Origin of the sequence: Nonomuraea rubra, assembly GCF_014207985.1 — a bacterium.
GTDB lineage: Bacteria > Actinomycetota > Actinomycetes > Streptosporangiales > Streptosporangiaceae > Nonomuraea > Nonomuraea rubra.
Genome location: NZ_JACHMI010000001.1, coordinates 1,159,689 through 1,181,728, shown reverse-complemented (window position 1 = coordinate 1,181,728; position 22,040 = coordinate 1,159,689). Strand labels below are relative to the sequence as shown.

General features: G+C 68.5%; 20 protein-coding genes and 2 rRNA genes. 10 read left to right on the top strand and 12 right to left on the bottom strand.

Going from position 1 to position 22,040, the window contains the following annotated elements; all coding sequences use genetic code 11:
- Positions 1-10: 10 nt before the first annotated feature.
- Both rsrA and HD593_RS05465 read right to left on the bottom strand, forming a co-directional pair.
- A complete protein-coding gene (rsrA, locus tag HD593_RS05470; protein WP_185101010.1) occupies positions 11-277 on the bottom strand; it encodes a mycothiol system anti-sigma-R factor in 267 nt (88 codons plus the stop codon).
- Entirely contained in the window at positions 274-879 is a 606-nt protein-coding gene (locus tag HD593_RS05465; protein WP_043624264.1) for a sigma-70 family RNA polymerase sigma factor, read from the bottom strand. The genes rsrA and HD593_RS05465 overlap by 4 nt, the downstream gene beginning before the upstream one ends.
- A 233-nt stretch (positions 880-1,112) precedes the next feature.
- Here HD593_RS05465 and HD593_RS05460 point away from each other — a divergent pair, with 233 nt between their 5' ends.
- The gene (locus tag HD593_RS05460; protein WP_185101009.1) at positions 1,113-1,856 is read left to right on the top strand and encodes a methyltransferase domain-containing protein; all 744 of its coding nucleotides are present in this window, start codon (positions 1,113-1,115) and stop codon (positions 1,854-1,856) included.
- A gap of 76 nt (positions 1,857-1,932) precedes the next feature.
- On the opposite strand, the gene HD593_RS05455 is transcribed toward HD593_RS05460, so the two are convergent.
- Both HD593_RS05455 and HD593_RS05450 read right to left on the bottom strand, forming a co-directional pair.
- Positions 1,933-2,265 (bottom strand): TraR/DksA family transcriptional regulator, encoded by a 333-nt coding sequence (locus tag HD593_RS05455; RefSeq protein WP_185101008.1) that lies wholly within the window; start codon positions 2,263-2,265, stop codon positions 1,933-1,935.
- 157 nt (positions 2,266-2,422) lie between these two features.
- A complete protein-coding gene (locus tag HD593_RS05450) occupies positions 2,423-3,169 on the bottom strand; it encodes an SOS response-associated peptidase (RefSeq protein ID WP_185101007.1) in 747 nt (248 codons plus the stop codon).
- Positions 3,170-3,439: 270 nt separating this feature from the next.
- On the opposite strand from HD593_RS05450, the gene aroA reads away from it, so the two are divergent.
- Entirely contained in the window at positions 3,440-4,795 is a 1,356-nt protein-coding gene (aroA, locus tag HD593_RS05445) for a 3-phosphoshikimate 1-carboxyvinyltransferase (RefSeq protein ID WP_185101006.1), read from the top strand.
- Between the two features lie 324 nt (positions 4,796-5,119).
- Positions 5,120-6,196, top strand: a complete 1,077-nt coding sequence (gene rsgA / locus HD593_RS05440) for a ribosome small subunit-dependent GTPase A (RefSeq protein ID WP_185111682.1) — start codon at positions 5,120-5,122, stop codon at positions 6,194-6,196.
- A gap of 88 nt (positions 6,197-6,284) precedes the next feature.
- Here rsgA and HD593_RS05435 read toward each other — a convergent pair whose 3' ends face one another.
- Both HD593_RS05435 and HD593_RS05430 read right to left on the bottom strand, forming a co-directional pair.
- On the bottom strand, positions 6,285-7,091 hold the full coding sequence (locus HD593_RS05435; RefSeq protein WP_185101005.1) for a hypothetical protein: 807 nt from the start codon (positions 7,089-7,091) through the stop codon (positions 6,285-6,287).
- Positions 7,092-7,471: 380 nt separating this feature from the next.
- Positions 7,472-7,930, bottom strand: coding sequence for a DUF4442 domain-containing protein (locus HD593_RS05430; protein WP_185101004.1), 459 nt, complete (start codon positions 7,928-7,930; stop codon positions 7,472-7,474).
- Positions 7,931-8,020: 90 nt separating this feature from the next.
- Here HD593_RS05430 and hisN point away from each other — a divergent pair, with 90 nt between their 5' ends.
- The gene (hisN, locus tag HD593_RS05425) at positions 8,021-8,818 is read left to right on the top strand and encodes a histidinol-phosphatase (RefSeq protein ID WP_185101003.1); all 798 of its coding nucleotides are present in this window, start codon (positions 8,021-8,023) and stop codon (positions 8,816-8,818) included.
- Here the strand turns inward: hisN and HD593_RS05420 are convergent.
- Positions 8,815-10,503 carry a right-handed parallel beta-helix repeat-containing protein gene (locus HD593_RS05420; protein WP_185101002.1) on the bottom strand — a complete coding sequence of 563 codons (1,689 nt, stop codon included), beginning with the start codon at positions 10,501-10,503 and terminating at the stop codon, positions 8,815-8,817. The two genes, hisN and HD593_RS05420, sit on opposite strands and share 4 nt — an antisense overlap.
- Before the next feature lie 59 nt (positions 10,504-10,562).
- Here HD593_RS05420 and HD593_RS05415 point away from each other — a divergent pair, with 59 nt between their 5' ends.
- Complete coding sequence (locus HD593_RS05415) at positions 10,563-11,414, top strand: TetR/AcrR family transcriptional regulator (RefSeq protein ID WP_185101001.1); 852 nt, start codon at positions 10,563-10,565, stop codon at positions 11,412-11,414.
- Positions 11,415-11,436: 22 nt separating this feature from the next.
- Here the strand turns inward: HD593_RS05415 and HD593_RS05410 are convergent, their stop codons facing one another.
- Positions 11,437-12,222 (bottom strand): fructosamine kinase family protein, encoded by a 786-nt coding sequence (locus HD593_RS05410; protein WP_185101000.1) that lies wholly within the window; start codon positions 12,220-12,222, stop codon positions 11,437-11,439.
- A complete protein-coding gene (locus HD593_RS05405; protein ID WP_185100999.1) occupies positions 12,209-12,691 on the bottom strand; it encodes a low molecular weight protein-tyrosine-phosphatase in 483 nt (160 codons plus the stop codon). The genes HD593_RS05410 and HD593_RS05405 overlap by 14 nt, the downstream gene beginning before the upstream one ends.
- A 120-nt stretch (positions 12,692-12,811) precedes the next feature.
- Here HD593_RS05405 and pstS point away from each other — a divergent pair, with 120 nt between their 5' ends.
- Genes pstS through HD593_RS05380 form a run of 5 tightly spaced genes read left to right on the top strand, consistent with a single transcriptional unit; the run spans position 12,812 to position 17,309 of the window.
- Positions 12,812-13,930, top strand: a complete 1,119-nt coding sequence (gene pstS / locus HD593_RS05400) for a phosphate ABC transporter substrate-binding protein PstS (RefSeq protein WP_185100998.1) — start codon at positions 12,812-12,814, stop codon at positions 13,928-13,930.
- 6 nt (positions 13,931-13,936) lie between these two features.
- The gene (gene pstC / locus HD593_RS05395) at positions 13,937-14,917 is read left to right on the top strand and encodes a phosphate ABC transporter permease subunit PstC (protein WP_185100997.1); all 981 of its coding nucleotides are present in this window, start codon (positions 13,937-13,939) and stop codon (positions 14,915-14,917) included.
- A complete protein-coding gene (pstA, locus tag HD593_RS05390; protein ID WP_185100996.1) occupies positions 14,914-15,789 on the top strand; it encodes a phosphate ABC transporter permease PstA in 876 nt (291 codons plus the stop codon). Before pstC ends, pstA begins: the two co-directional genes overlap by 4 nt.
- A 15-nt stretch (positions 15,790-15,804) precedes the next feature.
- Positions 15,805-16,584 carry a phosphate ABC transporter ATP-binding protein PstB gene (gene pstB / locus HD593_RS05385; protein WP_185100995.1) on the top strand — a complete coding sequence of 260 codons (780 nt, stop codon included), beginning with the start codon at positions 15,805-15,807 and terminating at the stop codon, positions 16,582-16,584.
- Entirely contained in the window at positions 16,584-17,309 is a 726-nt protein-coding gene (locus HD593_RS05380; RefSeq protein ID WP_185100994.1) for a winged helix-turn-helix transcriptional regulator, read from the top strand. The genes pstB and HD593_RS05380 overlap by 1 nt, the downstream gene beginning before the upstream one ends.
- Here the strand turns inward: HD593_RS05380 and HD593_RS64225 are convergent.
- From HD593_RS64225 to HD593_RS05365, 3 genes are all read right to left on the bottom strand, one after another.
- Positions 17,278-18,132, bottom strand: coding sequence for a serine hydrolase (locus HD593_RS64225; RefSeq protein ID WP_312903365.1), 855 nt, complete (start codon positions 18,130-18,132; stop codon positions 17,278-17,280). The genes HD593_RS05380 and HD593_RS64225 overlap by 32 nt on opposite strands.
- Before the next feature lie 440 nt (positions 18,133-18,572).
- Positions 18,573-18,689: ribosomal RNA gene (rrf, locus tag HD593_RS05370) — 5S ribosomal RNA — on the bottom strand.
- Positions 18,690-18,757: 68 nt separating this feature from the next.
- A 23S ribosomal RNA gene (locus tag HD593_RS05365) occupies positions 18,758-21,862 on the bottom strand.
- Positions 21,863-22,040 lie beyond the last annotated feature (178 nt).

Sequence of the window (22,040 nt, the reverse complement as noted above, 5' to 3'; positions counted from 1 at the left end):
GCCAGCCCCTCTAGTCGGCCAATTCGGATCTCACCTGGTCGATGCGGGCCAGCACCTTCGAGCGCAGGTCCGCCGGGACCGGGTCGCAACCGCAGTGCTTGTGCACGAGGGCCTTGATGGCCTTGTCGAGGTCGTACTCCTTCAGGCACGGGCTGCACTCGTCGAGGTGCACGCGGATCTCCGCGACGTCCCCCTCGGTCAGCTCACCGTCGAGGTAGGAGTACACCTTGTCGAGGACCTCGCGACAGTCGGTGTCATGCGGGTTTCCACAGCTCATTTCGATCCCTCCGCCGGGACCAGGCCACGCTCGCGAGCATAGTCCTCAAGGAGGCCCCGGAGCTGCCTGCGTCCTCTGTGCAGCCTCGACATCACGGTGCCGATCGGAGTGCCCATGATGTCGGCGATCTCCTTATAGGGGAAGCCTTCCACGTCGGCCAGGTAGACGGCGATCCTGAACTCCTCGGGGAGTGCGGCGAGCGCCTGCTTGATGTCACCGTCGGGCAGGTGCTCCAGCGCCTCCACCTCGGCCGACTTCAGCCCGCTGGAGGTGTGGGACTCGGCGCGCGCGAGCTGCCAGTCCTCGATCTCCTCCGTGCCCGACTGCTTCGGCTCCCGCTGCTTCTTGCGATAGCTGTTGATGAAGGTGTTGGTGAGGATCCGGTAGAGCCACGCCTTGAGATTCGTGCCCTGCTGGAACTGGTGGAACGACGCGAACGCCTTGGCGAAGGTCTCCTGCAGCAGGTCCTCCGCGTCCGCGGGATTTCGGGTCATCCGGAGCGCGGCGGAGTAGAGCTGCTCGAGATACGGCATGACGTCGCGCTCGAATCGCTCGCTTCGCTGCTCCAGCGTCTCCGCGCCTGTCGCGGGCACCGGACCCACCCCCCTAAGATCACCGGTGGCCGGCTGTGGCGGAACACCGTACTCAGGGGAGGATACCCGCTGGCCCGTGACCAGTCGGTCAGCGGGCTGGGGTTCTACCAATGTGAGCATGCTCGTCGCAACACGCCCGCGCCCTTGTCTGTTCCCGCAAGATAGAAGGTACGAAGGACCCGGTGCGGGGAACGTCATACGTACCGGCTGGTAGCCCTTTTTCCGGAACCCAGGAGTCGCGTGTGCTGCCCATTCCGGCCGAGGAACTGAACGGCTCAGGGACGCTCGGGCCGTACTGGACCTTCTACCGCGCCGTCGCCGCCGAACAACTCAACCGATGGCTCCCCGGCGAACCCTCGGTGATCCTCGATCTCTCCGGCGGCCGCGGCAAGTGGTCCGGCCAGGCCGCCAGGCTGGGGCACCGGGTGATCGAGGTGCTCGACTTCCGCCGGACCCCCGACGGGCTGTCCCGGCTCCGCGACGCCGACCGCGTCCGCCACGTACGCGCCGACGACCTGGCCTTCCTGCCCGACGCGAGCGTCGACGCGGTGCTCGCGGAGGAGCGGGTGATGTCGATCGAGCTGATGGCCGAGTCGGCGATGAACGACGTGGCCAGGGTGCTGCGGCCCGGCGGCCGGGCGCTGGTGTGCGTCGACTCGCTGGTGCTGGGCATGGCGATCCTGGCCGAGCAGGAGCAGTGGCAGCACCTGCGGCAGACCGGCGAGGTCATGCTCGTGCCCTGGCCCGACGGCAGCATCACGCGCTGCTTCAGCAGCGGGCAGCTGCGCGAGCTGCTGATCGGGGCCGGGCTGGAGGTGGAGTGGATGCGCCCGCGTACCGTGCTGTCGCCGTCCACGGTCGATCATGTGCTGAGCTCCGACGCGCGGGCGCTCAACTACCTGGTGCGCACCGAGCTCGAAGCCCAGCCCAACGACGACGACACGGTGGGCATCCACCTGGTGGCCAGCGCCCGCCGTCCTTCTTGATGGGCGCCCCTGGTCGGGGTGACCCGCCGGAGTTGCCGTGCCGCCGTTCTTCGTGTCCGGCGGCGAGCGTACGTCCTCAGCGGCGGCGTTCGCGCTTGCCCTGGCACTGCACGCAGCGCGCGGCCTCCGGGCGGGCCTCCAACCGGCCCTCCGGAACGGAGCTGCCGCAGTCGACGCACCTCCCGTACACGCCTTCGTCGATGCGCTTGAGCGCCTCCATGATCGCCTGGCGTTGTGCCGTGGCCACGGTCATCATGGCCTGGGCGCGGTCGGCGTCGGTCAGGTCGGAGCCTGCGTCCGCCGCGGAGTGCTCACGTACGGCGACGGGATCCCCCTGGAGGACCCCGATCGAACGATCCAGTTCCGCGAGCATTTCTTCCAGCCGCTCACGAGCGGTCGTGACGTCCACGAATCCGCACCTCCGGGTGAATGAGGGCAACCCGCGGCGAGGACTTCCCCGGATGTCCCGCCCGGTGCAATTAGGGGGCATTTTCTGGCGGTGACACCGAGTAAACGGATGCATCGCTTTCCTCACCGGATGCCCACTTACCGCGCTTCTTACACCTTTAGAAAAGCGCGGTTTCCTCCTCCTCGGGGAGAGGTTTGATGAGGTCCGGGCCATTGTTCCGTACGTTGTTCACGTCCGTCGCCACCGCGTACGCGGTCAGGCGCCCAGGCTCGGCCGGCACCAGCAGCCGCCCCGCCTGCTCGGTGTCGGTGAGCTTGGGGTCGAGCCACTCCGCCCAGCGCTCCCGCTCGATCATCATGGGCATCCTGTCGTGGATGCGGCCGAGCTTGTCCTCGGCGTTCGTGGTGATGACGGTGCAGGTCACCAGCCACTTGAGCGGGTCGTCGTCGTCACGCGACGGGTCCTTCCAGAACTCGTACAGGCCCGCCATGGCCAGCACCCCGCCGTCCGCGGGATGGATGAAGTACGGCTGCTTCTTCTTCTTTTCGCCCTCCACGGGCATCCACTCGAAGTAACCGTCGGCCGGCAGCAGGCACCTGCGCTTGGCGAACGCCTGGCGGAACGACGGCTTCTCGGCCAGCGTCTCGGCCCTGGCGTTGATCAGCCGCGACCCGATCGACGGGTCCTTGGCCCACGGCGGCACCAGGCCCCACTTCACGACCCTGAGCTGCCGGACCGCCCGCTCGGCCTCCTTGGGCACGCGGCTCAGCACGGCGTAGACGTTCTTGGTGGGCGCGACGTTGTAGTCGGCGTTGAGCTCCTTGTCGGGCTCCGCGTCCTGCTCGACCTGGAACTCCTCGAGCAGCTCGTGCTTCTTGCGCGCCGAGGCGTATCTACCGCACATGACCCCACACTGCCACGTCCGGCTTCCGCCCGCATGTCTGCCGCGTGCGGTTCATCCCACCCGGCGGCCCCGGCCTTTCCGCCGCCGTTCCGGCGGCGCTGGCCTTTCCGCCGCCGGAACGGCGGCGCTGGCCTTTCGCGGCTGTTCCGGCGGCCACCGACACGCCAGGTCACGCTGTTCATCCGGTGTCCATCCACAGGTCGCAACAGTGCGGCAGTCGTTATCCACAGGCTGTGACCCCCGCCCCGCCACGGCCAGTACTCTTTGACCATGCCCGCTCCGCACTGGCCCGCGCCGACGGCGACCACCCCGATCACCGCCACCGTCCCGCTGCCCGGCTCCAAGTCGGTGACCAACCGCGCGCTCCTCCTCGCCGCCCTCGCCGACGGCCCGGGGGTCGTGCGCCAGGCGCTGCGCAGCCGCGACGCCGACCTGATGGTGGCGGCACTGCGGGCACTGGGCACCACGCTGGTGGCCGTGCGGGAGACCTCGGCGGGCGTCGACTGGCAGGTGACGCCCGGCCCGGTCCGCGGCGGCGCCCACATCGACGTCGGCCTGGCGGGCACCGTCATGCGGTTCGTGCCCCCGGTGGCCGCCCTGGCCGACGGCCCCGTCTCCTTCGACGGCGACCCGCACGCGCGCAAGCGCCCGATGGGCCCCATCCTCGACGCCCTGCGCTCGCTCGGGGCCAGGATCGACCACGACGCGCTGCCGTTCACGATCAGCGGGCCGCTGGCCGGCGGCGAGGTCACGCTCGACGCGTCGGGCTCGTCGCAGTTCGTCTCGGGCCTGCTGCTGGCGGCGGCACGCTTCGAGAAGGGCATCACGATCCGCCACGTGGGCCCGCCGGTCCCCTCGCTGCCGCACATCGAGATGACGGTGGAGATGCTCAGGGCGGTGGGCGTCAGGGTCGACGCCGGCGAGCGCGACGTCTGGCGGGTGGAGCCCGGCCCGATCGCGGCCAGGGACATGACGGTGGAGCCCGACCTGTCGAACGCGGCGCCGTTCCTGGCGGCGGCCCTGGTGACGGGCGGCACGGTCACGATCCCCGCCTGGCCGCTGCGCACCACCCAGGCAGGCGACGCCCTCCGCGACCTGCTCACCGCCATGGGCGCCACGGTCACCCGCGCCCCGGCAGCCTCCTCCCCTGCAGCCCCCGCCTCGGGAGCCCCTGGCGCTTCCGGGAGCTCCGGCGACTCCACGGGGCCAGGCACCACCGACCTGGTGGTCACGGGCACCGGCCGGATCACCGGCCTCGACACCGACCTGCGCGACGTGGGCGAGCTGACCCCGACGATCGCCGCCCTGGCGGCTCTGGCCTCGACCCCGAGCCGGATCCGGGGCGTGTCCCACCTGCGCGGCCACGAGACCGACCGCCTCGCCGCCCTCGCCACCGAGATCAACCGCCTCGGAGGCGACGCCGAGGAGACGGAGGACGGCCTGATCATCCGCCCCCGCCCGCTGCACGGCGGCACCTTCCACAGCTACGACGACCACCGCATGGCCACCGCGGGTGCCGTGATCGGCCTGGCCGTGCCGGAGGTCGAGGTGGAGAACATCGCGACGACCGCCAAGACCCTGCCGGAGTTCGTCCAGATGTGGACGGCGATGCTGGAAGCCCGATGACCTCCGCGATCAGGCCCGGCCGGCACCGTCCTGTCCTGGCGGCTGGTTTCGCCCGTGGCACGCCGGGCACTTCGGAAAAGGGCGGCACGTGACCGCGCGCTGCCCGCACCCGTTCAGCACCGCCCGCACGTGCCGTCCCTTCACGAGCCTCGACCGCGCGCACCGGCGCTCGCCAGGGCACGGCCGATGACCGCCCATCCGGTATCGGTGACGCGGGCAGGGCCTCCGCCGGTGGCGGACGCCGGCACGAAGGCAGCCTGGCCATCACGACCGCACGTACACAGCACAAGGACAGAGGGGTAGCGAGCGCATGGGAGCGGACCGCTGAGTAAGCGGGAGTACGACGAGGACGACGTACGGGTCAGGCCGGGCAAGGGTTCCCGCCCCAGGACCCGGATCCGTCCTGCGCACGAGGACGCCGTCGAGGGGTTCGTGGTGGCCGTCGACCGGGGCCGCTACACGACGCTGGTCGAGCCGGAGCGCCCGAAGGGCTCGGCCCAGAAGCGCAAGCCGCCGCAGCGCCGGCTCGTGGTCGCCATGAAGGCCCGGGAGCTGGGCCGCAAGGGCATCGTCGTGGGCGACAGGGTGGCCCTGGTGGGAGACGTCTCCGGCCGTCCGGACACGCTGGCCAGGGTCGTACGCGTGGAGCCGCGCACCTCGATGCTGCGCCGTTCGGCGGACGACACGGAAGACACCGACGGCATCGAGCGGCCGGTCGTGGCCAACGCCGACCAGCTCGTCATCGTGACGGCCCTGGCCGACCCGCCGCCGCGCCCCCGCATGATCGACCGGATCCTCGTGGCGGCCTTCGACGCCGAGATCGACACCCTGCTCTGCCTCACCAAGTCCGACCTCGCGCCACCCGACGAGCTGGTGGCGCTGTACGAGCCGCTGGGCGTGTCGCACGTCGTGGTCCACAAGGGCGGGTCCCTGGACGAGCTGCGCGATCACCTGGCAGGCCGCGTCAGCGTCCTCGTGGGCCATTCGGGCGTCGGCAAGTCGACGCTGGTCAACGTCCTGGTGCCCGATGCCAACCGGGCCGTCTCCCAGGTCAACGCCGTCACCGGCCGCGGCCGCCACACCTCCACCTCGGCGGTGGCCCTGGAGCTGCCCGAGGGCGGCTGGATCATCGACACGCCGGGCGTACGCAGCTTCGGGCTGGCGCACGTGTCGGTGGAGACGGTGCTGGCGGCCTTCCCCGACCTGGTGGAGGGCACGGTCACCTGCCCGAAGGGCTGCACGCACCTGGACGAGAGCTGCGCGCTGGACGCCTGGGTCGCGGCCGGCAACGCCGACCCCGCCCGCCTGGAGTCACTCCGCCGCCTCCTGTCCAGCCGCGAGGGCACCCCAGACGACCCGTCCGCCCCCCGCCGCGAGCCCGTCCCGGACGACGCCTCCTGACCCACGGGACTTGAGGGAGCTGAAACGCGGCGGCCCGGCGCGAACGCGCGAGGGTCGACGCGGCGGCCCTGCGCGAACGTGCGAGGGGTCACTGCCGGGCCAGCTCCCACCACCCGGCCGGCCGCAGAGTGCCCAGCACGTCGAGCAGCTCCACCCGGGTCGCCGAGCTGCTCCTGAGCACGACCAGGGCAGCACCACGCACGGAGTACAGCTCCATGTCCAGACTCCGCTCGTTGGTCCACACGCCCGGCGTCACCTCCTGGCACTCGGCCCGCACCGAATGCTCCTCCTGGCACACCCGCTGAGGAGTCAGCTCACCTCTGGTCCGCAGGACGACGCCGATCGTCGCACCGTCCCGCTCGTAGGTGAGGGCGAGCTCCTGCCCCGTGGCGCGGACGTGGGTGAGCCGGTGCTCCGGCAGCTCCGGCGCGACGACGGGCACTCCTTGGTGAGCCGCCACCTGGGTGCTGACCAGCACGATGCCGGCCCCCGTACCCAGCCTGACGGCGATCCCGCCGACGGCCAGCACCGCGACGGTGATCAGCCGCGTCGCGCGGGGCATCGGCATCACCAGGGCGGCGGCGAGCGTGAAGCCGAACGCGCCGAGGCCCATGAACACCAGACGGCCGCCCCACTCGCCCAGGTTCGTGGTGACACCCGGCCAGAGCCAGATCAGCACCATGCACATGCCGACCGCGATGGGCCCCATGACGGACAGCAGCCACCACCGGGGCAATTTCGCCCAGAAGGACAGCAGCATGCCCGCGGGGAAGGGCCCGGCCAGCAGGGCCAGGAACGCGAGCCGTTCTCCATGCTCCAACGCCGGAGTGACGAGAGCGTGCTCCGCGAGCCCGATCACCGCCCCCACCAGGGCGGCCCGGATCAAGGCGTTCATGCCCGACCATCGACCATGATCGCCACCATCCACTAAGCCCCGTTCACCACCAAATCAGCTCCTGCCACCCTAATGGCCCGCAACGTGGCGAACGCGGCCCGCAGCTCCACTGTGGCAGGCGGTGGTCAGGAACGCCGAGCCCGATGACGGGCACACCCTCGCGGCCGGCTGCCGCGTGCCCGCCGGCACCTCACCGGGTGCCGCCCCAGCAGAGCGGTGACGGCGAGCGCGACGACCAGCGGGCCAGGTCAGCGGGCCAGGTCGGCGGGCCAGGTCGGCGGGCCAGGTCGGCGGCGCGGGTCACCGGGTCAGGCGGGCGGCGCGGGTCACCGGGGCGGGGTCCGTGAGGCGGGTCAGCGGGGCGGGGTCCGTGGGGCGGGTCAGCGCGGGCGGTTCGGGCGGAGGGTCCAGGTGACGGTCAGGGCCGACACCACGACGCCGTCCGCGTTGGTGATCTCCACCGCCACGTCGAACACCGGCCGCTCCCCCGCGTCCAGCCTCGCCACGACCTCCTCCCGCGAGGCCAGCAACCGGGCCTCGGCCCGCACCTCCCCCAGCGCCACCTTCCGGTACTCGATGGTGGCGGTGGTGGGCAGCGGCACCGCCCGGCTGAGCTGGTCCCCCAGCGACGACAGCACGGCGGCCCCCGACGCGGACTCCGCGAGCGTGAAGAGCACCCCGGCGTGCGGCCCCGACACGTGGTTGCGCAGGTCCGGACGGTCCGGTACGCGGCACACCGCCCGCCCGTCCTCGACCACGTCAAAGACGATCCCCAAGGTCCGGGCAAACGGAACTGTATCCAGCAGGAGGCCACCGACATCTACCGACATACCGACCATGCTACTGGCGAGTAACTGGAATGCGAGTTACCAGAAAAGGGGCTTTAGTGACTGATGCTCTGTATACCCGACACGGTAGCGTGGGCGACCGTGCAGGGTTACAACGATGATCTTCGCCTCGCGCATGTCATGGCGGACGCCGCCGATGACCTGACCATGCGGCGGTTCAAGGCGGTCGACCTCAAGGTCGAGACCAAGCCCGATCTGACGCCGGTCAGCGACGCCGACCGCGCCGTGGAGGAGGCCATCCGGGGCACGCTGCGGCGCGCCAGGCCGCGCGACGCGGTGGTGGGCGAGGAGTTCGGCAAGACCGGCTGGGGCGCCCGGTCGTGGATCATCGACCCGATCGACGGCACCAAGAACTACGTGCGCGGCGTGCCGGTCTGGGCCACGCTGATCGCGCTCATGGAGTACGGCAAGGTCGTCGTCGGCCTGGTGTCGGCCCCCGCCCTCGGCCGGCGCTGGTGGGCGGCGACCGAAGGCGGCGCGTGGACGGGCAAGAGCCTGACCAAGGCGTCCCGCATGCAGGTGTCCTCCGTGTCGGCCCTGGAGGACGCCTCGTTCTCGTACTCCAGCTTCGGCGGCTGGGAGAAGCGCGGCAAGCTCGACAACTTCCTCGACCTCAGCCGCGCCTGCTGGCGCACGCGGGCGTACGGCGACTTCTGGTCGCACATGATGGTCGCCGAGGGCTCGGTGGACCTGTCGGCCGAGCCGGAGCTGTCCCCGTGGGACATGGCGGCGCTCACCGTGATCGTCGAGGAGGCCGGCGGCGTCTGGACCGACACCGCCGGCGTGAAGGGCCTGGAGGGCGGCAGCCTGGTCTGCACGAACGGGGTCCTGCACAACGAGGTGATCGACCGCCTCAACGGCACCACGATCAGAAGCTAGCCGCGGGGCCGGAGCAGACCCGCCCGGGACCGGATGTCCTCGGTCGCGGCGTTCAACTCGCGTTCATCCTTGATGGTCACGTTCCCCTCGTACGTGACCCCGCTCGGCGGGTCGTCGTGCCCGAGCGGGTCGGCGTCCCAGAAGTTGCCCCGGAAGACCACGTTCTCCAGCGGCGGCCCCACGTGCAGGACGGACGTGTTGTCGGCCCGCATGACGACGTTCTCCTCGACGATCACCCCGCTGGCGCCGTAGTCGAGGTAGAGCCCGAAGTTGTACGGCGTGCGCGTGTCCTTGATCACGTTCCCCCGCACCTCGGCCCCCGCCCCCTGGGGCCCGGCCAGGTACACGCCGCCCCCGTCGGCCAGCACCTGCATGGTGTTCACCGTGAGGTTGCGCAGGATCCTGGTGCCGTCGGCCGATCCGACGACGATGCCGCAGTGCGGCACCTCGCTGACCTCGTTGTTCGCGACGACGCAACCGTGCGTGCCCATGACGGAGATCCCCGGCGACCCGCTGAACTCCAGCCCGACGCGCCGCACCCGGTTGTCCTCCAGGGTGGTCCCCCGGCTGCCGGACACCACGATGCCCCCGGCGGACAGCGTGTCGAAGTCGCAACCGCGTACCGTGAGCCCCTCACCCCCGGAGACGCCCAGCCCGGAAGCCCCGAGCCGGGTGAACCGGCAGCCCTCGACCCGCACCCCTGCCGTCTCCTCGAACCGGATACAGGCCGGAATCGTGACGGAATCCGCGGGATACGTCACGGACGAGCCCTCTCCCAGCACGGCCGTCTCGACCCCGCCGCCCTCGTAGTACCCGCTCCCGTGGTAGTGCACGAACCCCTCGGGACGGCCTGGCCGCGACCACGTGGCCTCGGCGAAGACCAGCCCCTTGAACGCCACGTCCCGCGCCCCGGCGACCCGCACCAGCGTCTCCAGGACCGGCGCGACCACCGTCGTACGCGCAGGATCCTCACCCGGCAGCGGCAGGTACAGCAGCACGTGCTCCCCCGGCCGCGACCGGTCGAGCGCGAAGGTGCCCGGCTCGCGCAGGAACGCCGGGTCGTTCTCGATCGCCGTCGGCAGGCCGGGGCCGCGGGAGGTGTTGCCCTCCCAGACGGAGTTGTACAGCTCCATGGCCCACCCGAACCCGGGCTGGGCCATGGTGATCACCGTCCGGCCCCCGTCGGCCTCGGCCGCGGCCATCCCCAGCCGCGCCTCGGACCAGGGGTAGACGCCCCGGTGGACGAACTCGGCGCTCCGCCACGCCAGCGGCTCCGTGCTGTCCGTGACGTATCCCGTCCCCGTCGCCTCCGCCGCGCCCGGCAGGCCGGGGATGGCGGCGCGGGCGGCCCGGCGGCCGTCCACGTAGAGCTGGCGGACCTCCAGGTCGCCGACCTCGGCCCGCCAGACGCCGTCCCGCACCCGCCACTCCGTGATCGGCCGGCCGCCGCTGATCACCGCCTCCTCCTGCCCGGCGGTCCCGTGGCCGTACGCCTCGTAGACCGTCCCGGAGTCGGCCTCCGTGAGCTCGAACGGCCGGGTCAGCACGTGGGTGCCGCCCATCAGCCGTACCACGGCCTCGCCGGGGACCTCGCGGGCCGCGGACCGGGCCCGCTCCAGGGTCAGGAACGGGCGCTCGAAGGAGCCCTCCCAGGAGTCGTCCCCCGCCGGAGACACGTAGAACATCTCAGCCACCTCCGATGTGTTTATGCCGTACACGAAGTAGTACACCATAAACTAGAGGCATGCCAATGAGCCAGGATCCCGTCGAGCTGCTGTGGCGGCAGGAGGAGCCCGAGCCGCGCCCGGGCCTGAGCGTGGGCAGGATCGTGCGCGCCGCCATCGAGCTGGCCGACGCCGAGGGCCTGGAGGGCCTGTCCATGCGCAAGGTCGCCGACCGGCTGGGCTTCACGACCATGTCGCTCTACCGCCACGTGCCCGGCCGCGACCAGCTCGTCGACCTCATGAGCGACGAGGTCATGCGCGAGCACCCGAAGGCCCCGCCCCGGCAGGAGGGCTGGCGTGCCCGGCTGGAGGCGATCGCCAGGCAGGGGTGGGAGATCCGCAGGCGGCATCCGTGGCTGGCCGAGGTGCGCGGCAGCCGCCACCTCCCCGGCCCGCACGCCGTCGCCCACTACGACGACATGCTCGCCACGCTGACCGGCACCGCGCTCAGGCCGTCCGAGGTGATCGCGGTCATCGGCCTGATCGGCCGCTTCGTGGACGCCGAGGCCCTGGTCCTGGTCGAGACGCAGCGCGAGGAGCGCCGCAGCGGCGTGTCCGAGCAGGAGTGGTGGGGCTCCCGCGACTCCCTGTACGAGCGCCTCGACCGCTACCCGGCGATCACTCACCTGTGGGAGTCCGGCGGCTGGAACCACCCGGAGGACTCCTTCGAGTTCGGCCTGCGCCGCCTCCTGGACGGCATCGAAGCCCTCATCCACGAGCGTGACGAAAACCGTGACGAAACTTGCAGGGAGTGCGGCAAGACGCTGGAGCCGGCCGCCTCGGGCCGTCCCCGCCTCTATTGCTCGCGCGCATGCCAGCAACGCGCCTACCGCAAGCGCAACCAGCACTCGCCGAGCCGCGAGGATCGCTAGAGGGCCAGACCCGCGAGGGCCGTTAGAGAGCCAGCACCCGCCGCACCGCGCTCATCAGGCTCTCGCGGTACCCCTCCCCGTACAGCACCACGTGCACGAGCAGCGGATGCAGCTGATGCAGCGGCACCCGCTCGCGCCACCCCTCCGCGAGCGGCCACTCCTCCCGGTACGCCCCCAGCACCCGATCCAGGTACGGCAGCCCGAACAGCCGCAGCATGGCCAGATCCGTCTCCCGATGCCCGCCATGGGCGGCCGGATCGATCAGCACCCCGTCCCCGCCGGACCAGAGCACGTTCCCGCTCCACAGGTCCCCATGGATGCGCGCGGGCGGCTCCGCGGGCCCCGCGACGTCGGCGAAGCGCCCCACCGCCCGCTCCACCAGCGCGACGTCGGCGGCGGGCAGCCGGGCCTGCCGCAGGAACGGCAGCACCCGCCGTTCACCGTAGAACGCCGGCCAGCCGTCGCACGGCGAGTTGTCCATCGGCAGCTCGGCGATGAACCCGGCCCACGGCGCGCCGAAGGCGGGCGCCCCGGCCCGGTGCAGCCGGGCCAGCGAACGCCCGAACCGTTCGGCGGCGGAGGCGCCGGGCCGTTCCTGGCGCACCCAGGACAGCACGAGCAGGTCGGGCCCCACCTCGATCACCTCGGGCACCGCGGCGGCCTCGCCCAGCCAGCGCAGCCCCGCAGCCTCCGAGGCGAACACCGCGGAGGCGCTCCCGCTCTTGGCGAACACCTCGCGCCCGTCGTCCAGCACGCCCCGCCGCAGCCGCCATCCGTGCGACGAGCCGAGCTCCTCAGTGAATCTCATCGAGCGAGTCGGCGACGTGCTTGGCGACCCCCTCCGAGGCGGCCTCGACCAGCCCCAGCACCTCCTCGAATCCCTCCCGGCCCCCGTAGTACGGATCCGGCACCTCGGCCCCGTCGGGCGCCGCCGGGTCGAACGAGCGGAACAGCCGCACCTCCACCCCGCCAGGGGCGAGGTGGCGGAGGTTGGACAGGTTGTCCCGGTCCATGGCGAGCACGAGGTCGTAACGGTCGAACCAGTCCTTGGTGAACTGCCGGGCGCGATGCGCGGTGCCGTCGTAGCCGTGCTCGGTGAGGATCTCCAGCGCCCGCTCGTCCATGGGGTCCCCGACGTGCCACCCGCCGGTGCCCGCGCTCTCGACGATGACGCGGTCGCCGAGACCGCGATCCGCGAGCGTTCGGCGCAGGACGACCTCGGCCATCGGCGATCGGCAGATGTTCCCCATGCACACCAGGCATACGCGATAAGTCATAACACCCATCATGAGGGTGACCTGGCGCGTTCACCGAACGTTCACCCTCGGTAGGGGGTCTGAGTCACCTTCGCTGCATAGCTTCATGGCGACTAAGGACCAAGTGGGAGGAACCCAACCGTGAAGTATGCAGGCCGGCTCGCCGCCGTCGCCGTCGTCGGCGCGCTCTCGCTCGCTGCGTGCGGCACAGACAACAACGCCGGCGCTGGCAGCACCAGCTCCGCCAGCGCCAGCGCACCCGCCGCGGGCAACGACAACGGTGGCCTGAGTGGCACGATCAACGCCGCGGGCTCCTCGGCCCAGGCCAACGCGATCACCGAGTGGACGAAGAACTTCACGGCCACGAACCCTGGTGTCACCCTGAACTACCAGCCCAGCGGCTCGGGCGCGGGTGTGCAGGCGTTCATCCAGGGCACGGTGGCCTTCGCCGGCTCCGACTCGGCCCTGAAGGAGGACGAGCCCGCCCAGGCCAACGCCCGCTGCAAGACCGGCAACGCCATCAACATCCCGATGGTGACCGGCCCGGTCGCGGTCGTCTACAACCTGCCCGGCGTCGAGGGCCTGCAGCTCTCCCCCAAGACGCTCGCCGGGATCTTCAACAGCAAGATCACCAAGTGGGACGACGCCGCCATCAAGGCCGACAACCCCGAGGCCACGCTGCCCTCCACCCCGATCCAGGCGTTCCACCGCTCGGACGAGTCGGGCACCAGCGACAACTTCACGAAGTTCCTCAAGGCCACGGCCGAGACCGACTGGCCGCACGAGCCCGCCAAGGCCTGGCCGGCCGAGGCCAAGGGCCAGGGCTCGAAGGGCTCCGACGGCATCGCCTCCTCCGTCAAGGACACCGAGGGCGCCATCAGCTACGTCGAGCTCTCCTACGCCGAGAACTCCTCGCTGCAGAAGGCCAAGGTCGCCAACGGCGCCGGCGAGTTCGTCGAGCTGACCCCCGAGAGCGCGGCCAAGACCGTCGAGACGGCCGAGATCAAGGGCACCGGCAACGACCTGGCCCTGTCGATCGACTACGCCACCAAGACCGCGGGCGCCTACCCGATCGTCCTGGTGACCTACGAGATCACCTGCGAGAAGGGCCTGCCGGCCGAGGAGTCCAAGGTCGTCAAGGAGTTCCTCAAGTACACCTCCAGCGACGAGGGCCAGGCGGCGCTCAAGGAGCTGGGCTACGCCCCGCTCTCGGGCGCTCTGCTCACCAAGGTCCGGACCGCGGTCGAGGCGATCTCCTAATCCCCTATGGCGACCAACGTACGTACCCGTGACGGCGGGCCGGCCACGAGCCGGTCCGCCTCGCGGCGCAGCCGCGGTGAAGCGCCCTTCCGCTACCTGTCCACCGCGGCCGGCGTCGCCCTGCTCGCGATCATGGCGGCCATCGCCGTGTTCCTCATCAGCGAGGCGATCCCGGCCCTGCGGGCGAACGAGGCGAACTTCTTCCTGGACCTGACCTGGGAGCCCAACAGCAGCCGCGAGTTCGGCATCGCGGCACTGGCGTTCGGCACCGTGCTCAGCTCCCTGCTCGCGCTGGTCATCGCGACCCCCATCGCGGTCGGCGTGGCGCTGTTCATCTCGCACTACGCGCCGCGCAGACTGGCCGCCCCGCTCGGCTACCTGATCGACCTCCTCGCCGCCGTGCCCAGCGTGGTGTACGGCCTGTGGGGCGTGGCGTTCCTGGTGCCCCTGCTCAGGACCCCCTCGCAGTGGCTCAACGAGACCTTCGGCTGGTTCCCGCTGTTCGCCGGTGAAGGCATCATCGGCGGCAAGACCATGCTCGCCGGCTCCGTCGTGCTGGCCATCATGATCCTGCCGATCATCGCCGCCATCTCCCGCGAGGTGTTCCTCCAGGCCCCCAAGATGAACGAGGAAGCGGCGCTCGCGCTCGGCGCGACCCGCTGGGAAATGATCAGGATGGCCGTGCTGCCGTTCGGCCGGCCCGGCGTCATCAGCGCCGCCATGCTCGGCCTCGGCCGCGCCATGGGCGAGACCATCGCGGTCGCGCTGATCTTCCCCGCCACCTTCGACATCACCATCCAGATCCTCACCCCGCACGCCAACAGCATCGCGGCGAACATCGCCAACGGCTTCGGCGAGGCCAACGACATCGGCCGGGGCGCCCTGATCGCGTCCGGTCTGGTGCTGTTCATCATCACGCTGCTGGTCAACATGGCCGCGCGGTTCGTCATCAACCGCCGCAAGGAGTACGCGAGGGCCGGCGCATGACCACGATCCAACACATCTCCACCGGCCGCCGGATCAAGGACCGGGTCGTCCAGGGCCTGGTGTATCTGGCGTTCGCGCTGGCCGTGGTCCCGCTCGTCTCCGTGCTCTGGCTGGTCATCTCCAACGGCCTCGAGCGCTTCGACCTGGACTTCCTGACCCACTCCATGAACGGCATCGGGGCCAGGGACGCCCACGGCGGCGCGTACCACGCCATCGTCGGCACACTCGAACAGGTCCTGCTGGCCTCGCTCATCTCGGTGCCGATCGGCCTGCTCACCGCCATCTACCTGGTCGAGTACGGCAACAACGGCCGGCTGAGCCGCTCCATCAGCTTCTTCGTGGACGTCATGACCGGCGTCCCTTCCGTCGTTGCGGGCCTGTTCGTCTTCGCGTTCTGGATCCTCTTCCTCGGCTTCGAGTTCTCCGGCTGGGCGGGCGCGCTGGCGCTGTCCATCCTGATGATGCCGACGGTCGTGCGGTCCGCGGAGGAGATGCTCAGACTGGTGCCGAACGACCTGCGCGAGGCCTCGTACGCGCTGGGCGTGCCCAAGTGGCGCACCATCGTCAAGGTGGTGCTGCCGACCTCGTTCACCGGCATCGTCACCGGCGTCATGCTGGCCGTGGCCCGCGTCGCCGGTGAGACCGCGCCGCTGCTGATGACGGTGTTCTTCACCAACTCCATCAACAACGACCCGTTCAGCGGGCCGCAGATGGGCCTTCCGCTCTTCGTCTTCGACCAGGCGGCCCGTCCGAACGACACCGCCATCGACCGAGCGTGGACCGGAGCCCTCACGCTCATCCTGATCGTCATGCTGCTCAACCTGGTGGCGCGCCTGATCGCCTGGTGGCGCTCGCCTGCCAAGGGCCGATAGGGGGAAACGACCACAATGTCCAAGCAGATCCAGGTCTCGGGCCTGGACGCGTACTACGGGTCGCACAAGGCGATCGAGGACGTGTCCATGACCATCGAGCCCCGCTCGATCACGGCCTTCATCGGCCCGTCGGGATGCGGCAAGTCGACGTTCCTGCGCACGCTCAACCGCATGCACGAGGTCATCCCCGGCGCGCGGGTGGAGGGCAAGGTGCTGCTCGACGGCGAGGACCTGTACGCCCCCACGATCGAGCCCGTCTCGGTCCGCCGCATGATCGGCATGGTGTTCCAGCGCCCCAACCCGTTCCCGACGATGTCGATCTACGAGAACGTGGCCGCCGGCCTCCGCCTCAACCGCGGCCGCATCTCCAAGTCCAAGCTGGACGGCATCGTCGAGGAGTCCCTCAAGGGCGCCAACCTCTGGAACGAGGTCAAGGACCGCCTCAACAAGCCCGGCGCCGGCCTGTCCGGCGGTCAGCAGCAGCGCCTCTGCATCGCCCGCGCCATCGCGGTCCAGCCCGAGGTCCTGCTGATGGACGAGCCGTGCTCGGCCCTCGACCCGATCTCCACGCTGGCCATCGAGGACCTGATGGCCAAGCTGAAGGATCAGTACACCATCGTCATCGTCACCCACAACATGCAGCAGGCCGCCCGGGTCAGCGACAGGACCGCGTTCTTCAACCTCGCCGCGCAGGGCCAGCCCGGCAAGGTCATCGAGATGGACGAGACGTCCCGCATGTTCACCAACCCGACGCAGAAGGCGACCGAGGACTACATCACGGGGCGCTTCGGCTGATGACCCAACAGCAGGCGGCATCCACGATGAACGGGGACACGAGGACCAAGCCCGTACTGCTCATCGCCGATCCCGACGACGCGGTCGTGGACGACCTGGCCACGGCCCTCGAACGCGAGGGCGTGGCCGTGACCGGCGCCCCGGACGGCGCTCAGGGGCTGCTGCAGGCCGGCGCCCTCCAGCCGGACGTGGTGCTCGTCTCGGCCACGCTGCCGGTCATCGACGCGGTCGAGTTCGTCCGCGCCGTACGGCGGGCCCGGGCCGTGCCCGTGCTGCTCGGCGTCGGCGAGGGACACGCCGAGCAGGCGGTACGCGCGCTCGCGGCCGGCGCCGCCGCCTGCGTGGCCAGACCCTACAGGGTGCCGGAGCTGCTGCCGTTCATCCAGGCGGCTTCCCCCGAGTCCCGCAAGGTGCTGGCCGTGGGCGGGGTCGAGCTGGACGTACAGGCCTATCAGGTACGCGTGGCCGGGCGCGCCGTGCACCTGCCGTTGCGCGAGTTCGAGCTGCTGCAGTACCTCATGCGCAACGCCGACCGCACGGTCACCCGCGAGCAGATCATGCGCCACGTCTGGCACGCCGCCGCCAACACCTCGACGAACACCATCGCGGTGCACGTCAAGCGGCTGCGGGCGCGCCTGGGCGACGAGGACGACCAGCTCATCCAGACCGTACGCGGGGTGGGCTACCGGCTGGTCACGCCCGGCATCGCCGGAAGTCACGCATGATCCGCTCGGCCACGCCTTCGACCGTCGCGATGCCGTACCCCACCTCAGGGCTGCCCTCGGTGAGTACGGCAACGGCGTAGTCGCGCCCGCCGTCCCTGATCAGCCCGACGCTGATCGTGGCCCAGAGCTTGTTCGAGACGCGCCTGAGCCAGCCGTTCTTCAGCGCCACCCGTTCGCCCCGGCACGCGGCGGCGCTGATGCCCCAGTCCTGGCCGTCGATGACCGCGCCCATGAGCCTGAGCACCTGCTCGCGGTCCCCGGCCTTGAGCGGGCTTCGCTCCGACACGAGCGCCGCCATGAGCCGCACCTGGTCGTCCACGGACGTCCTCGTGATCCCCCAGCAGTACAGGTCGACGCAGCTCCCCGGCACTCCTCGGGTGTGCTTCAACCCGAACCTCCGCCCCGCCGCGCTGAACCCCTCCGCGCCCCCGATCCGCAACCACAGCCGGTCGGCCGCGTGGTTGTCGCTGTAGCGGATCATCTTCTCCGCATCGCGCCTGACCGCCGCGGGAAGCTTCTTCCACCGGGTACGCAGAAGCAGCGTCATGAGGATCTGTACCTTGGCCGTGCTCGCGGTGATCAGCCGCTCGCCCGCGTGATACCGGAAGACCCGCCCGGTCCCCAGCTCCTTCACCATCGCCGTCACCGGCCCCGGCCTGCCCGCCAGGAACCGATCGAGCCGCTTCGAAATCCGCTTCGCCGGCACCGCCTCCTGCTCCTTGGCGGTGGGCTCCTTGGCGGTGGGCTCCTTGGCGGCAGGCTCCTTGACAGCGGGCTCTTTGGCGGCAGGCCGCTTCTCCTGCGCGGCCGCGACGTGGTGCACAGCCCCTCGCCCGGCGCCAGGAGCCGTCGGCCCGGCCAACGGCCCACGGACCACCTCACGGAGTGGCACGCCGACACCAGGCCCTATGGCGTCGCCACCAGGCCCTATGGCGTCGCCACCAGGCCCTATGGCGTCGCCACCAGGCCTTATGACGTCGGCAGCAGGCCCCATGGCGTCGGCTGCGGGCGGTGGCATGGCTCCGGTACTGACCTCGGCCATCCCCTGGTTCTTGGCCGTCACGAGCGGTGCCAGCAGGACGAGAACGATGATCAGTCGTGGTATCGCCTTCACCCCGACCGCGATCACTGCAGCATTATCACGAAAAGTCGCGACCTACCGCTAGATGACTGCTTCGAAACCTCAGCCCCTCGCGGCCCGGCACTCGCCGCAAACACAGAAAGGGCCCCGACGCTCGGCGTCGGGGCCCTCCCATAAAGATTGTCCGGCGGTGACCTACTCTCCCACACCCTCCCGAGTGCAGTACCATCGGCGCAGGGAAGCTTAACTTCCGGGTTCGGAATGTAACCGGGTGTTTCCTTCCCGCCATAACCGCCGTAACCCTGCGAAACAGCCGTTTGCTGTCTCAGAACTGCATAGTGGACGCGAGCAAAAGAAAGTCTGCTTTGTGGTCAAGTCCTCGGCCTATTAGTACCGGTCAGCTCCACACGTTACCGCGCTTCCACCTCCGGCCTATCAACCCGGTCGTCTACCGGGAGCCTTACCCCCTCACAGGGTGGGAGACCTCATCTCAAGGCGAGCTTCCCGCTTAGATGCTTTCAGCGGTTATCCCTTCCGAACGTAGCCAACCAGCCGTGCACCTGGCGGTACAACTGGCACACCAGAGGTTCGTCCGTCCCGGTCCTCTCGTACTAGGGACAGCCCCTTTCAAGTCTCCTACGCGCGCAGCGGATAGGGACCGAACTGTCTCGCGACGTTCTAAACCCAGCTCGCGTACCGCTTTAATGGGCGAACAGCCCAACCCTTGGGACCTACTCCAGCCCCAGGATGCGACGAGCCGACATCGAGGTGCCAAACCATCCCGTCGATATGGACTCTTGGGGAAGATCAGCCTGTTATCCCCGGGGTACCTTTTAGCCGTTGAGCGACACCGCTTCCACACGCCGATGCCGGATCACTAGTCCCAGCTTTCGCTCCTGCTCGACCCGTCAGTCTCACAGTCAAGCTCCCTTGTGCACTTACACTCAACACCTGATTGCCAACCAGGCTGAGGGAACCTTTGGGCGCCTCCGTTACTCTTTGGGAGGCAACCGCCCCAGTTAAACTACCCACCAGACACTGTCCCCGATCCGGATCACGGACCAGAGTTAGACGTTCAAAACGACCAGAGTGGTATTTCACCAATGACTCCACCCGAACTAGCGTCCGAGCTTCCCAGTCTCCCACCTATCCTACACAAGACGCTCCAAACGCCAATGTCAAGCTGTAGTGAAGGTCCCGGGGTCTTTCCGTCCTGCTGCGCGTAACGAGCATCTTTACTCGTAGTGCAATTTCGCCGGGTCTGCGGTTGAGACAGCGGGGAAGTCGTTACGCCATTCGTGCAGGTCGGAACTTACCCGACAAGGAATTTCGCTACCTTAGGATGGTTATAGTTACCACCGCCGTTTACCGGCGCTTAAGTTCTCACCTTCGCCCAGAAAACTGGACTAAGCGGTCCCCTTAACGTTCCGGCACCGGGCAGGCGTCAGTCCGTATACATCGTCTTACGACTTCGCACGGACCTGTGTTTTTAGTAAACAGTCGCTTCCCCCTGGCCACTGCGACCCCCACCAGCTCCGAGTGCAAGACTCATCACCAGCAGAGGTCCCCCTTCTCCCGAAGTTACGGGGGCAATTTGCCGAGTTCCTTAACCACAGTTCACCCGATCGCCTTAGTATTCTCTACCTGACCACCTGAGTCGGTTTAGGGTACGGGCCGCCACAACACTCACTAGAGGCTTTTCTCGGCAGCATAGGATCATCCACTTCACCACAATCGGCTCGGCATCACATCTCAGGCACATGGAACGCGGATTTGCCTACGTTCCGCCCTACATGCTTACCCCAGGACAACCATCGCCTGGGCTGGACTACCTTCCTGCGTCACCCCATCGCTTACCTACTACCCAATCAGGCCGAGCGTTCACCCTGACGGTCGTCCCGAAGGACAACCCGAGCTAAGGACTCTTAGTATCAAGGGGTTCAGTATGGGCGCATTGAAGCGGGTACGGGAATATCAACCCGTTGTCCATCGACTACGCCTGTCGGCCTCGCCTTAGGTCCCGACTTACCCTGGGCGGATTAGCCTGGCCCAGGAACCCTTGGTCATCCGGCGCGAGGGTTTCTCACCCTCGATTCGCTACTCATGCCTGCATTCTCACTCGCACAGCCTCCACAACTAGATCACTCTGCTGCTTCGCCGGCTGCACGACGCTCCCCTACCCATCAACTCCACATAGGAATCAATGCCACGACTTCGGCGGTGTACTTGAGCCCCGCTACATTGTCGGCGCAGAATCACTTGACCAGTGAGCTATTACGCACTCTTTCAAGGGTGGCTGCTTCTAAGCCAACCTCCTGGTTGTCTCTGCGACTCCACATCCTTTCCCACTTAGCACACGCTTAGGGGCCTTAGTCGGTGATCTGGGCTGTTTCCCTCTCGACTACGAACCTTATCGCCCGCAGTCTCACTGCCACGCTCTCACTTACCGGCATTCGGAGTTTGGCTGACGTCAGTAACCTTGTCGGGCCCATCGGCCATCCAGTGCTCTACCTCCGGCAAGAAACACGCAACGCTGCACCTAAATGCATTTCGGGGAGAACCAGCTATCACGGAGTTTGATTGGCCTTTCACCCCTACACACAGATCATCCCCCAGGTTTTCAACCCTGGTGGGTTCGGTCCTCCACCCAGTCTTACCTGAGCTTCAACCTGCCCATGCGTAGATCACTCCGCTTCGGGTCTACAGCATGCGACTCAAACGCCCTCTTCAGACTCGCTTTCGCTACGGCTCCCCCACACGGGTTAACCTCGCCACACACCATAACTCGCAGGCTCATTCTTCAAAAGGCACGCAGTCACATCACAGCCGATCCGAAGATCAGCTAAGCTCCTACGGCTTGTAGGCACACGGTTTCAGGTACTATTTCACGACCCCTCACCGGGGCACTTTTCACCTTTCCCTCACGGTACTCGTGCACTATCGGTCATCAGGGAGTATTTAGGCTTACCAGGTGGTCCTGGCAGATTCACACAGGATTTCTCGGGCCCCGTGCTACTTGGGATCCCCTCCAGCAGTCGACAAGGTTTCGCCTACCCGGCTCTCACGGTCTACGGCAGCCCTTCCCAGAGCTTTCAACTACCCCATCGATTTATCACTGCTCGAAGCAGCGGCAGCCACTTCAAGAAGGTCCCACGACCCCGGACATGCAACGCCTGCCGGCTATCACACACGCCCGGTTTAGCCTCATCCGCTTTCGCTCACCACTACTCACGGAATCACTCTTGTTTTCTCTTCCTACGGGTACTGAGATGTTTCACTTCCCCGCGTTACCACCAACCGCCCTATACATTCAGGCGGAGGCAACACCACATGACTGGTGCTAGGTTTCCCCATTCGGACATCCCCGGATCAACGTCTGGTTGGCGACTCCCCGAGGCTTAACGCAGCCTCCCACGTCCTTCATCGGCTCCTGATGCCAAGGCATCCACCGTGTGCCCTAAAAAACTTGGCCACAAAGATGCTCGCGTCCACTATGCAAATCTCAAACAACAAACAGCAAACCACCGCCACAACACGTACCCGTGCTGCTTGAGTGGCCCTGTCTCCGAAGAACCGGTCGCCCGTTTCCTCAGGACCCAACAGTGTGTCCAACCAGACCGAACCCCCGAAACGCCCGTTCCCACTCCTCC